9 protein-coding genes are annotated in these 11,913 nt (G+C 72.8%); 3 read left to right on the plus strand and 6 right to left on the minus strand.

What is annotated here, in order from left to right; all coding sequences use genetic code 11:
• Window positions 1–13: 13 nt before the first annotated feature.
• The 3 genes from ABGB14_RS18725 to ABGB14_RS18735 form a co-directional block, all read right to left on the minus strand.
• Window positions 14–757, minus strand: coding sequence for a DUF3152 domain-containing protein (locus tag ABGB14_RS18725; protein WP_347644954.1), 744 nt, complete (start codon window positions 755–757; stop codon window positions 14–16).
• Between the two features lie 244 nt (window positions 758–1,001).
• Window positions 1,002–2,531, minus strand: coding sequence for an FAD-dependent oxidoreductase (locus ABGB14_RS18730; RefSeq protein ID WP_347644955.1), 1,530 nt, complete (start codon window positions 2,529–2,531; stop codon window positions 1,002–1,004).
• A 203-nt stretch (window positions 2,532–2,734) separates the two neighbouring features.
• Window positions 2,735–3,163: a type II toxin-antitoxin system PemK/MazF family toxin gene (locus ABGB14_RS18735; RefSeq protein ID WP_347644956.1), complete on the minus strand. Its 429-nt coding sequence runs from the start codon at window positions 3,161–3,163 to the stop codon at window positions 2,735–2,737.
• A gap of 85 nt (window positions 3,164–3,248) precedes the next feature.
• Here ABGB14_RS18735 and ABGB14_RS18740 point away from each other — a divergent pair, with 85 nt between their 5' ends.
• Complete coding sequence (locus tag ABGB14_RS18740) at window positions 3,249–4,025, plus strand: acyl-CoA thioesterase domain-containing protein (RefSeq protein ID WP_347644957.1); 777 nt, start codon at window positions 3,249–3,251, stop codon at window positions 4,023–4,025.
• Between the two features lie 16 nt (window positions 4,026–4,041).
• Here the strand turns inward: ABGB14_RS18740 and gndA are convergent, their stop codons facing one another.
• Window positions 4,042–5,466: an NADP-dependent phosphogluconate dehydrogenase gene (gndA, locus tag ABGB14_RS18745; RefSeq protein ID WP_347644958.1), complete on the minus strand. Its 1,425-nt coding sequence runs from the start codon at window positions 5,464–5,466 to the stop codon at window positions 4,042–4,044.
• Window positions 5,467–5,794: 328 nt separating this feature from the next.
• On the opposite strand from gndA, the gene ABGB14_RS18750 reads away from it, so the two are divergent.
• The gene (locus ABGB14_RS18750) at window positions 5,795–6,436 is read left to right on the plus strand and encodes an SDR family oxidoreductase (RefSeq protein ID WP_347644959.1); all 642 of its coding nucleotides are present in this window, start codon (window positions 5,795–5,797) and stop codon (window positions 6,434–6,436) included.
• Window positions 6,437–6,537: 101 nt separating this feature from the next.
• Complete coding sequence (locus ABGB14_RS18755) at window positions 6,538–9,045, plus strand: ATP-dependent Clp protease ATP-binding subunit (RefSeq protein WP_347644960.1); 2,508 nt, start codon at window positions 6,538–6,540, stop codon at window positions 9,043–9,045.
• Here ABGB14_RS18755 and ABGB14_RS18760 read toward each other — a convergent pair.
• A complete protein-coding gene (locus tag ABGB14_RS18760) occupies window positions 9,042–10,772 on the minus strand; it encodes a carbamoyltransferase N-terminal domain-containing protein (RefSeq protein ID WP_347644961.1) in 1,731 nt (576 codons plus the stop codon). The two genes, ABGB14_RS18755 and ABGB14_RS18760, sit on opposite strands and share 4 nt — an antisense overlap.
• Complete coding sequence (locus ABGB14_RS18765; protein WP_347644962.1) at window positions 10,766–11,911, minus strand: FAD-dependent oxidoreductase; 1,146 nt, start codon at window positions 11,909–11,911, stop codon at window positions 10,766–10,768. Before ABGB14_RS18765 ends, ABGB14_RS18760 begins: the two co-directional genes overlap by 7 nt.
• Between the last annotated feature and the right edge of the window lie 2 nt (window positions 11,912–11,913).

Genomic DNA, 11,913 nt, shown 5'->3' on the forward strand with positions numbered 1-11,913 from the left:
TCGATTCCTTCCTTCAGCGTCTCCGATCTTCAGTCTGGTGTTTTTCGCGAGATTTGCGACCCGGAAACGGCCACGGATTGGGGCGGCAGCCACCCAGCGACTTGGATTGCTGCGCCATCACCGGGGCCGGCCGGCCGGGGCCCGGGCAGCGGCGGTGGCCGTGCCCGAGGCTGTGCCCCACCTCATGGCTGATCAGGTAGTGCCGGTAGGCGGTCAGGTCGCCGTCGTACTGCGGGACGCCCCTGGCCCAGCGCAGGGCGTTGATGACCGAACGGGTTCCGTTCCAGCAGGAGAGGGTGCCCCCGGTGCGCAGCGGCCGGCACTGGCGGCTGGTGAGGCGAGGGCTGGACAGGGCGACGCGCACCCTCACCGGCGGATGATCGACCCTGCGGAAACGCCCCCAGCCTCGCTCGTCGTTGAGCGTGCGGTGCACCTCGGAGGCGAACGTACGGGGATCGAACGGCAGGCCGCGCTCCACCTCGACGAGGTACCGCACCACCGGGCCGCGTCCCGGCCTCGCGGGCGCGCCGCCGCGCACGACTGCGTACGTCCCCGACGCCGCGTGCGGCACCCGCACGGGCGCGGGCGGTCGCCGTCCGCGGGGTGGCGGCGGCTCGCTGGAGGTGCTGCCGGGGGTCGCGGCCGGTGAGGCAGCCGGTGGGGCGCCTGGTGGGGCGCCTGGTGGGGCGGCCGGCTCGGTGCCGCATCCGGTGGCCAGCAGGAGCAGGAGCATCAGCAGCAGTGCGAGCAGCGGCAACGTGGCCTCCCCACGAGATCACGGTGGGGAGAAATCCGATCATACGAGGCTGCTTGTCACGCTTGTCGGGTGGGGTGGGGGTTGCGCCGGTGAAGGGGGTGCCTTGTGGGTTGTACGACTTTTCAGCGACCTATGTGGTGATGGTGCATTCGCCGGCCATGGTCTCCGTGCCGAACGGCGGCTTCGGTCGTGCGGCAGGGCCCGGGCTCCGGGGCGCGACACGGGAGGTGGCGCGGGCGGGCGTTCAGGCGACGGCAGGCGCGTAGGGGGTGAGGTCGATGGGCGGGTCCTCGCCGAGTGCCAGAGCGGCGGCGATCCGGCCGGTGAACGGGCCCGCCGTCAGGCCGTACGAGCTCAGGCCCGTCGCCACCACCACACGGCTGGTGAGGCGTCCGATGAGCGCGCCGCCGGGGGCGTACACCGGCCGCAGCCCGACCCTCGTCTCCGCGACCGTCGAGCCCAGCAGGCCCGGCGCCACCTGCAGCCCCGCCGCGATCACCTCGCCGAGCCCGCCCATCGTGACGCGCGGGGAGAATCCCACGTCCTCGATGGTCGCGCCGATGACGACGCGGGAGCCGGGGAAGCCCAGCAGGTAGGGGCCGATCCTGGGCAGCACGATCGGCCACCAGGCCGTGTCGATGCCCTCCAGGGTGACGTGCAGGATCTGACCGCGCCTCGGGAAGACCGGCAGCTTCACACCCAGCGGCCGGCACACCTCACCTGTCCACGCCCCGGCGGCCACGATCACGACGTCCGCGTCGAGCGGGACACCCTCACCGGGGAAGCTGTGGGCTCCCGTGCCGGTGAGCGGCACGTCCGTCGTCTCGAGCGGCGTCGCCTGCCGCCACGACGTGCTGCCCGCGCCGGCCACCTGCTCGCCGCCGCGGAAAGGCACCTCCGCACCCTCCGGCGCGCCCGTCACGTCCGCACCCGCCGTTCCACCCGTGCGCTCAACCGTCGGCCCGCCGGTCACCTCCGCGCCGGCCGGCTGCCCCGGGCGCCCGGCTCCGGCCGGGCCGCCCGGGAGCCTTTCCGGGGTGGTTCCGGCGGGAACGCCGGAACCAGCCGGGCGGGCGGTGGCGGCGTCGCCAGGGGCTTCGGCCGGCGTGCCACCACCCGCGGCCGTGGTGTCGTCACCGGCAGGCCCGGCGCGTCCGGCCGTGGCGTCGCCGTCCGCCGGCCCGGGCAGAGGGCCGGTGGGGCCGGTCGTGCCGGGCACGGCGGAGCCCACGGGGCGCAGGAGAACCTCGCCGCCCGGCGTGAGCGTCGCGATGCCCGTACGGACCTGCGCGCCCCGGGCGACGGCGGCGCGCAGGAGCGCCTCGCGGACCGCGCGCCCGTTCACCCGGGCCGCCCCGGGCACCAGGATCGCGCTCAGGTCGTCGGACAGCGGGGGGAAGAGCTCGGACGGGGTGGGTACGTCGGTGATCTCGCCCATCTCCGGCGCCTCGGGGTAGCGGCGGTGCAACAGGGCGCGTACCTGCTCCAGCTCGGCCGGCTCCTCGGTCACCAGCAGGGCGCCCACCTTGGCGTAGCCGATGTCCTCGCCCAGCTCCTCGACCAGCCCCGGATAGTCGCGGGCGCCCTCGCGGGTCAGCTGGTACCACGCGTCGTCCTCCGCGTGGTCCACCCACGGGCACACGATCCCCGCGCCCGCCTCCGTCGCCTGGCCCCGGTAGCCCGACTCCACCACCGTCACCGTCGCGCCGCGGCCGGTCAGGTAGTAGGCCGCGGCGGCTCCGATGATGCCGCTTCCGATCACCACAACGCGCATGGTCCAATCGTCGCAGCCTCTCCGAACCGGCCTGATGCCCGGGTCGTCCCCTTACCATCCCGATACCGGCCCGCGCCCCTCTCATGCCGGGGCGGTCCCCGGGCGCGGCTCGCCGCCGCACCCGCGGCCGCGCACGATCTCCCGGCTCGGCGGCCGCCGCGGCGCCACCGGCTACGCGATCCTTGCCCGGACGCGGCGAACGGCTAGCCGGCGTCCCAGCCGTGGGTTTTCATGAGCCTGGCCGCCACCCGGGCGAAGCGCTCGCCGTCGAGCACCGCGCCCTCGCGCCGGATGTCGTCCTCGTCCAGCTCGAAGACCCGGTCGAGCCGTACGTAGGAGACCCGGTCGTCGCGGCCCCACGACCCCAGCTCCAGCCAGTCGGGGCCGTCGTCGCCCTTGCTGGACAACATCATGGCCAGGAGCCTGCGCCCGGTGCGGCCCACGACCAGCAGGGGGCGGTCCTTGCCCCTCGAGGGGTCCTCCTCGTACGGCACCCAGGCCCAGACGATCTCCCCGGGGTCGGCCATGCCGTCGAGGTCGGGGGAGTAGGCCAGGGTGGCGGGCCCGTGCAGGGAATGGATCTCGCGTACCGCACCCCGGGCGGGCCGGGGGTCCTCACCTAGATCGCGCATTGTGGGAGCTTATGGGGTCAAGCTGGCGAAAATCCATCCCGGCGCGCGCCCGGCCGCCGCCTGCTCGCCTCTAGAATCTGATTCTGTGCCGTCCTCAGCTTTCTTCACGCGAAAGGGGGACGAACTCGTCCCCGCCCCCCATGCCCGCGGCCCCTGGTCGCCCGACATGCTCCACGGCCGGCTGCTCGGCGGGCTGGCGGCCCGCACCATCGAGCGGCGCCACGCGGAGCCGGGCCTGCGCTTCGCCAGGCTGACCGTCGACCTCTTCCGCAACAGCCCCATGCTGCCCGTCACGGTCGAGACCACCCTGGTGCGGGACGGCCGCCGGATCCGGGTGGCCGACGCGACGATCTCCACCGAGCAGGGCGTGATCGCGCGGGCCGGCGCCGTGCTGCTGAGGCAGGGCGAGCAGCCCGAAGGAGAGCAGACGGTCGTCACGCCCGCGTGGGACGAGCCGCCGCCCTCGGGCCCGCCGGTCGAAGGGAGCGCGTGGACGCCGCCGTTCGACCTGTGGCGGGTGTCCGGCTGGGGAGCACCCGGGCCGGGACGGGTGTGGCTGCGCGAGCGGCACCCGCTGGTGGACGACGAGCCGCTGACACCGTTCGTACGAGCGGCCCTGGCCGCCGACTTCGCCAGCCCGCTCAGCAACACGGGGGCCGACGGGCTTCGGTTCATCAACGCCGACTACACGCTGACGCTCGCCAGGCCCCCCGAGAGCGATCTCCTCGGCATCGAGGCCACCGGCCACCTCAGCACCGGCGGCGTGGCGACCGGGCAGGTCACGCTGCACGACCCGGCCGGACCGCTCGGCTTCTGTCTGGTGACGGCGGTGGCCAACCCGGCGCCTCTCGGGAGAGGCTGACCGGCGGCGCTCACCGTCAGGCCGGGCGCTCCGCGCGGTCGCCGGACCAGTCGGTGTGGAAGGCGCCCTCCTTGTCGACCCGGTGATAGGTGTGCGCCCCGAAGTAGTCGCGCAGCCCCTGCACCAGCGCCGCGGGCAGGCGGTCGCGCCGCAGCCCGTCGTAGTAGGCCAGCGCCGAGGAGAAGCCCGGCGTCGGCACGCCGATCTGCACGGCCGTGGTGATCACCCGCCGCCACGACTCCTGGGCCGCGTCCAGGACGGCCGCGAACGTCGGGTCGGCGAGCAGCGTCGGCAACGCCCTGTCGGTGTCGTACGCGGCCCGGATCCGGTCGAGGAACTTGGCCCGGATGATGCAGCCGCCGCGCCAGATGGTGGCCATGGCGCCCAGGTCGAGGTCCCAGCCGTACTCCTTCGAGGCCGCCGCCATCTGGTCGAAGCCCTGCGCGTACGCCACGATCTTGGAGGCGTAGAGGGCCTGGCGCACGTCCTCGACCAGCTCGCGCCCGCCGACGCCCGACAGCTTCGGCCCCTGCAGGCCCGCGGCGGCGGCGCGCTGCTCCGGGTGGCCGGACAGCGCGCGGGCGAAGGTCGCCTCGGCGATGCCGGTCACCGGGACGCCCAGGTCGAGCGCGCTCTGCACGGTCCAGCGGCCGGTGCCCTTCTGCTCGGCCTGGTCGACCACGATGTCCACGAACGGCTTGCCCGTCTCGGCGTCCACCTGGTCGAGCACCTCCGCGGTGATCTCGATCAGGTAGGAGTCGAGGTCGCCCCGGTTCCACTCCCTGAACACCTCGGCCAGCTCGGCCGGCGTCGCGCCCAGTGCCTGGCGCAGCAGGTCGTAGGACTCCGCGATGAGCTGCATGTCGGAGTATTCGATGCCGTTGTGCACCATCTTCACGAAGTGTCCGGCGCCGTCGGGGCCCACGTGCACGCAGCACGGCACCCCGTCCACCTGGGCCGCGATGTCCTGAAGGATCGGGCCGAGCGCCTCCCACGACTCCTTCGACCCGCCCGGCATAATGCTCGGGCCGAGCAGCGCGCCCTCCTCGCCGCCGGAGATGCCGGTGCCGACGAAGTGGATGCCCCGCTCGCGCAGCGCGGCCTCGCGCCGCCGGGTGTCCTGGAAGTGCGCGTTGCCGCCGTCGACGATCATGTCGCCCGGCTCCATCAGGTCGGCGAGCTGGTCGATCACCGCGTCGGTGCCCGCCCCCGCTTTCACCATGATGATCGCCCGGCGCGGGCGCTTCAAAGAGGCCACGAACGCGGCCAGCTCCTCGGACGGCACGAACGTGCCCTCGCCGCCGAACTCCTTGATCAGCTGCTGGGTACGGCTGTACGAGCGGTTGTGCACCGCCACCGCGTATCCGTGCCTGGCGAGGTTGCGGGCCAGGTTGCGTCCCATGGTGGCCAGGCCGGTGACGCCGATGTCTGCCAAATCCATAGTGAATCTCCTCTGTGGGGGTACGCATGATCCAGCCCGGGCGTTCGGAGGGATATTCCCACCGCGCACCGCCTGCCGTACACCCGGCTCCTCGAGCCGTCCGGCAGGACGACGAGAACGTCCTCCCTGCCATACCCGCCGGCGCCCGCCCGATGCCGGACGGCCGCCATCGGGTTGTGCCCGCCCGCAGGTGGGCAACCGCGGGTCGGCCGGCGGGGAATGAAGACGTGCCGAACGGGCATTGCCGGTCTGGCCGCCGCCCTCAGCCGGGGGAGGCGGGCAAGCCGCTCCCCGCGGGGGCGGGGGAGTCTCGACACCATGGGGAACGATGCGGATCATCATCGCGGGCGGCCACGGGAAGATAGCACTGCGCCTGGCGCGGCGCCTCGGATCCGGCGTCGTGGGCCTGGTGCGCAACCCGGCTCATGTCGCCGACGTCGAGGCGACCGGCGCCGAGGCCGTGGTGTGCGACCTGGAGCGGGCGTCGGCCGGTGAGGTCGCGCGGATCGCCGGGGGCGCGAGCGCCGTGGTCTTCGCCGCGGGCGCGGGGCCGGGCAGCGGCGCGGCCCGCAAGGAGACCGTCGACAAGGGCGCGTCCGTGCTGCTCGCCGACGCGGCCGAAGCGGCCGGCGTGCGACGGTTCATCCAGATCTCGGGCATGGGCGCGGGCAAGCCGCCCGCGCCCGGCAGGGACGCGGTCTGGGCCGCCTACATCAGGGCGAAGACCGAGGCCGAGGACGACCTGCGCGCCCGTGACCTCGACTGGACGATCCTGCGCCCGGGCCGGCTGACGGACGACCCGGGCTCCGGCCTGGTCAGGCTGGCGCCGGAGGTCCCGCCGGGCTCCGTGCCGCGCGACGACGTGGCCGCCGTCATCGCGGCCCTGCTCGACGCCCCGGGGACCGTCCACCGGACGCTGGAGCTCGTCTCCGGTGACACGCCCGTCGCCGACGCCGTCGCGGGTGGGTGAGGCGCGGCGATCGGCCGCCCCAGGAGCAGCAGGCTTTGCCGAAATCTGGCTATGAAGTGCGACACACAGGGCTAGATGTCCCCTGAGCCTTAGGGGGATTCATGTCTGACATGCCGTTCAGGTCGTTCTTCGGCGGGGACCCGTTCAGGGGGTTCGAGGACCTCACGGGTCGCGTCTTCGGAGGTATGGAGGCCTGGCCGCCGGCCCGGCCCAGCATCCAGCGGGTGGACGTCGGCAGGCTGCTCAGCGCGTCGGCCAGGGAGGTCCTCAGACGCGCCCTGGAGGAGGCCGGCCAGCGTGGCGCCGCCGACCTGGACGTGCTCGACCTGCTCGACGCCCTGGTCGACGACGACGCCACGGAGGGCATACTGCGCTCGGCGGGCGTGGACGTCGGACGGCTGCGCGACCGCATCGACGCGCTCACCGGTTCCGGCCCTGCCCAGCTTCCGCCCGGCGAGCCGCCCACGACGCTCTCACCGGCGGCCAAGCGCGCCATCCTGGACGCCCAGCGGATCTCGCGCGCCCTGCAGTCGTCGTACATCGGCCCGGAACACCTCCTGCTCGCCCTGGCCGCCAACCCCGACTCCGGCGCCGCCCGCCTCCTGCAGGAACAGGGCGCATCCGCGAACGAGCTGCAGCAGGCCATCATGTCCGGCGGCGCGCAGGCGGGAGAGCAGCGCCGGGGAGGCGGCGACACCCCTACGCTCGACGAGTACGGCAGGGACCTCACCGAAGAGGCCAGGCAGGGCGGGATCGACCCGGTCGTCGGCCGCGAGGACGAGATCGAGCAGTGCATCGAGGTGTTGTCGCGCCGCACCAAGAACAACCCGTGCCTGATCGGCGAGCCGGGCGTCGGCAAGACCGCGATCGTCGAGGGCATCGCCCAGCGCATCGTCAACGGGACCGTCCCCGACATGCTCAAGGACCGCCGCGTCATCGGCCTCGACCTGACGGGGATGGTGGCGGGCACGAAATACCGCGGCGAGTTCGAGGAGCGCATCAAGAAGGTCATCGACGAGGTGCGCGCGCACGCCGACGAGACCATCGTCTTCATCGACGAGGTGCACAACCTGGTCGGCGCCGGCTCCGCCGAGGGCGGCATGGACGCCGCGAACATCCTCAAGCCGGCTCTCGCCCGCGGCGAGCTGCACGTCATCGCCGCCACCACGATCGACGAGTACCGCAAGAACATCGAGAAGGACGCCGCGCTCGAACGCCGTTTCCAGCCGATCCTGGTCTCGGAGCCGACCGTGGAGCAGACGGTCGAGATCCTGGCCGGGCTGCGCGACACGTACGAGGCCCACCACCAGGTGCGGATCACCGACGAGGCCCTCGACGCGGCCGCGAACCTGTCGGCCCGCTACATCTCCGACCGCTTCCTGCCCGACAAGGCCATCGACCTCATGGACCAGGGCTCGGCCCGGGTGCGGCTGCGCTCGCGTACGCCCGGCGCCGGCGTGCGCGAGCTGGAGGAGCGCCTCGACTCGCTGCGCCGCGACAAGGAGCAGGCCGTCTCCTCCGACGACTTCGACCGCGCCAAGGAACTGACCAGCGAGATCGGCAAGGTCAGGCCGGAGCTGGAGCGGGCCAGGCGCGGCGAGGACAGCGTCCCGCAGGTCGTGGTGGAGGACATCGCCGAGGTCGTGTCCCGGCAGACCGGCATCCCGGTCACCCAGCTCACCCAGCGTGAACGCGAGCGCCTCATGAGGCTCGAAGAGCACCTGCACCAGCGCGTGATCGGCCAGGACGAGGCCGTCGTCGCCATCGCCGAGGCGGTGCGCAGGGCGCGGGCGGGCCTGTCCGACCCGAACCGTCCCATCGGCAGCTTCCTGTTCCTGGGCCCCACCGGAGTCGGCAAGACGGAGCTCGCCAGGTCCCTGGCCGCGGCGCTGTTCGGCGGCGAGGACCACATGGTGCGCATCGACATGAGCGAGTTCCAGGAGCGGCACACGGTCTCGCGCCTCATCGGCGCGCCGCCCGGATATATCGGATATGAGGAGGCGGGTCAGCTCACCGAGGCCGTACGCCGCCGCCCGCACGGCGTCATCCTCCTCGACGAGATCGAGAAGGCCCACCCCGACGTGATGAACATCCTGCTGCAGATGCTCGACGACGGCCGGCTCACCGACGGCCACGGCCGCACCGTCGACTTCACCAACACGATCGTCATCATGACCAGCAACATCGGCGCGCAGATGATCCTCGGCTCCGAGGACACCCAGGAACTGCACGACCGGCTCATGGACCTGCTGCGCCACTCGCTCCGGCCCGAGCTGCTCAACCGCATCGACGAGACGATCATCTTCAAGCGGCTGGAACGCGAGCAGCTCCGCGAGATCGTGGACCTGATGCTGGAACGGACCCGGCAGCGGCTGCGCGGCCAGGACGTCACGCTGGAGGTCACCGACGCCGCCAAGGACTGGCTGGCCGAGCGCGGCTACCAGCCCGAGTTCGGCGCCCGGCCGCTGCGCCGCACCGTGCAGCGCGAGCTGGACAACCGGCTGTCCACCATGCTGCTGACCGGCGAGATCGAGGAGCACGGCCGGGTCACCGTGGACGTCGAAGGCGACGGCCTCCAGCTCAGGGCGTACAGCCCGGAAGGGGTCTAGTCCTCCGGCGACAGGCCGGTGGCGGCGGGCGGGGCGGGTGGCGATGGCTCTGCCCGCGACGGTGCACCGCACCGCCGGGTGTGCAGCACTCCCTCCGACCAGATGTGGCGCGTCCCGTTCCACCGCATGGCTGAGGCGAGATCGGGGAAGAATCCGCTGCCGTTGAAGTTGGCGCTGGTGTTGCAGAGCACGGGAATGCCGGACAGGCGCTCGTAGGCCTGGAGCACGCGGGCGAGTACGGGCTGGCGAGCGGCGGTGACGGTCTGCAGCCGGGCGGTCCCGTCGACGTGGAGCACGGCCGGGACCCGTGCCGTCCATCCGGCACGCACCACGTGGTCGAAGAGCATGTAGGGGTCCGGCAGCCCGGGGTCGAATATCTCGGCGGCCCTCGATTCGAGGCAGACGGGGGCGACGGGCCGGTAGCCGGACCGGTGCTTGATCTCGTTCAGCCTGTCCTTCATCCCGGGGCTGACGGGCGCGGAGAGGATGCTGCGGTTGCCGAGCGCTCTGGGACCCAGCTCCGCCCGGCCGTCCACGACCGTGACCGGCTCGTCCTCCTCGTGGAGGACGCGTGCCAGCTCCGTCTCGTCGCAGGCCCTGGATCGCCACCCGGGCGGCGTCGGCGTCCTGTCCAGGCGAGGGCCGGAGTACACCTCCCATGACAGCGCGGCCGTGCCGAGATGGGCCAGCTCGGCACAGGCGGCGCCGAGCGCCGATCCCGAGTCGTTGGGGAACGGGGGCACCCACACCGCGCGGAACAGGCCGCTGCGCCGCAGCGAGCTGTTCCATTTGATGTTGAGCGCGCAGCCGCCGGCGACGCACAGATTCTGCCCGGGGCCGCCGTGCGCGTCGAGCTTGCGCCGCAGCCCGGCCAGCAGGAGTTCGCCCAGGTACGCCTGGTAGGTCGCGATGAGGTCCGCTTCCGACAGGCCACGGAACAGCTCCGCCCGCCGTGCCTCCGCCTGCTCGGCCACGGCGAGGGCGGCCGGCCGGGGCAGCGGCCCCGCCGCGCGGACGATGTCGTCGAAGGCGCCGAACGCGCCCGGTTCGACCGTTCCGAGCCCCGCGAAGGCCATCGCCTTCCCGGCGACCTCCAGGTGCGTGGTGACCCGCTCGGCCCGCCCGCTCGGGGGCACCCGGCGGCGGAACGGCTCGAAGCGCAGCGAGAAGGACGCGAAGGCGCTGCCCGCCAGGGGGAACAGCGCTCCCAGCGCCTCCACCTGCCCGGCCGCGCGGACGTGATACAGCCGAGGCGCCATCCCGGCATCCCAGATCAGCACCAGCGCGTCCTCGCCGCGCTCGGCGAACGGGCTCGTGCAGTAGGCGGAGTACAGGTGGTCGACGGCGTGGGCGTAACTGGAGTAACGGTAGGAACGCCCGCCCAGGGGCAGTCCGCCGAACTCCAGCCGCGACACCGCCTCGCGGGCCCCGACCGGCTCGTGGTACGGCGCGGCTCGCAGCGTCAGAGGCCTGCCCTCGGAGCACGTGGCGAGTCCGGCCGGTCCGCCGTCGCCGTCTCCCATCCATCCGTCGATGACGAAACGGTCGATGTCGCCGGGCTCGAATCCTTCGGCGGCGAGAATCCCGACCACCTGGTCCAGATCGTGCATCGGGCTGTAGCGACGCCGGTTCGCCAGCTTCTCCACCTCGATGCTGAAGACCAGCTCACCGTCCTTGACCACCGCCACGCCCGCGTCGTGCGTCAGTTTCAGCCCGCAGATCAGCATGCTGTCTCCGCTGCGGCCTCCGCTGTGGCCGGCACGCCCAGGCCGACGGGCCCGCCGTCGAACACCTCGATCTCGCCGCGCGGGTCCGCCAGCAGCGCGAGCAGCCGATGGATCGATCTCCGGCCCTTCTGCTTCGACACCACCTGGGGCCGCAACTGCGCCTCCCAGGCACGCAGCGCGTCCTCGACGCTGTCCGCCCGCTCCAGGCAGGTCGCCAGCAGGTCGGCGCCACCGACGGCGAGCGAGGTCCCGGCTCCGGCGAACAGCGTCACGCACCAGGCCGCGTCTCCCAGCAGCACCACCCGCCCCCGGCTCCAGCGGTCCATCCTGATCTGGCTCACCCCGTCGAAATAGCCCGAGCCGTCGTCCGGCATGCGCGCGAGCAGCTCCGGCACGACCCAGCCGAGATCGCCGTAGACCCTTGACAGGGTGGCCCGTGCCCCGGCGGACAGCTCAGCCCCTTGACGGGTCGTGCGATGGGAGAAGAGGGCAAGGGCGCCTCTGCCCGGCACGTTGGCGACGGCGACCTGGCGGCCGTCCACGTTCAGCGACGTGGACGTACGCGGGGCGAGACCGGCGGGCGCCGTGTCGAACGCGAAGACCGCGACCAGGTGGTTCAGGTCATGGCGGTACCGCTCCTCCGGGCCGCACACCAGCCGGCGGACGGCCGAGTGCAGGCCGTCCGCGCCGATCAGCAGATCGGCCCGCTCGACGGTCCCGTCGCTCAACCAGGCCCGGACGCCGCCGCCGAGCTGGTCGATGTGGCTGACCGTGCACCCGTACCTGATGTCCACGCCGCCGTCCAGGGCGTCGAACAGGGTACGCTCGATGTCGCCCCTCATCAGGTTGTAGCTCTGGTTCCCGCCGAGCGCGTCCTGGGCCCGCGCGGAGATCCTGGCGCACCTGCCGGAGGCGTTCATGTGGGTGATCCAGTCGTAGACCACGCGGTGCTCCTGCAGCGCCGGCAGGATGCCCATCCGGTCCGCGGCCTCGTACCCGAGGCCGGAGAAGTTCACCACGTAACCGCCGTCGCGGAGCCGGGGCGCGTGTTCGAGCACGATCACCTCCCACCCGGCGCGATGCAGCCGGACGGCGGCGGCCAGCCCGGCGATGCCCGCCCCGACGATGACGACCTTCATGA

The organism is Nonomuraea sp. B10E15 (genome assembly GCF_039871615.1).
Taxonomy (GTDB): domain Bacteria; phylum Actinomycetota; class Actinomycetes; order Streptosporangiales; family Streptosporangiaceae; genus Nonomuraea.

What these genes read in the sequence shown, in the direction of transcription:
- ABGB14_RS18730 (WP_347644955.1), bottom strand. Translation starts at nt 2,531, where the DNA reads ATGCGCGTTGTGGTGATCGGAAGCGGCATCATCGGAGCCGCCGCGGCC.
- ABGB14_RS18735 (WP_347644956.1), bottom strand. Translation starts at nt 3,163, where the DNA reads ATGCGCGATCTAGGTGAGGACCCCCGGCCCGCCCGGGGTGCGGTACGC.
- gndA (WP_347644958.1), bottom strand. Translation starts at nt 5,466, where the DNA reads ATGGATTTGGCAGACATCGGCGTCACCGGCCTGGCCACCATGGGACGC.
- ABGB14_RS18750 (WP_347644959.1), top strand. Translation starts at nt 5,795, where the DNA reads ATGCGGATCATCATCGCGGGCGGCCACGGGAAGATAGCACTGCGCCTG.
- ABGB14_RS18755 (WP_347644960.1), top strand. Translation starts at nt 6,538, where the DNA reads ATGTCTGACATGCCGTTCAGGTCGTTCTTCGGCGGGGACCCGTTCAGG.
- ABGB14_RS18760 (WP_347644961.1), bottom strand. Translation starts at nt 10,772, where the DNA reads ATGCTGATCTGCGGGCTGAAACTGACGCACGACGCGGGCGTGGCGGTG.
- ABGB14_RS18765 (WP_347644962.1), bottom strand. Translation starts at nt 11,911, where the DNA reads ATGAAGGTCGTCATCGTCGGGGCGGGCATCGCCGGGCTGGCCGCCGCC.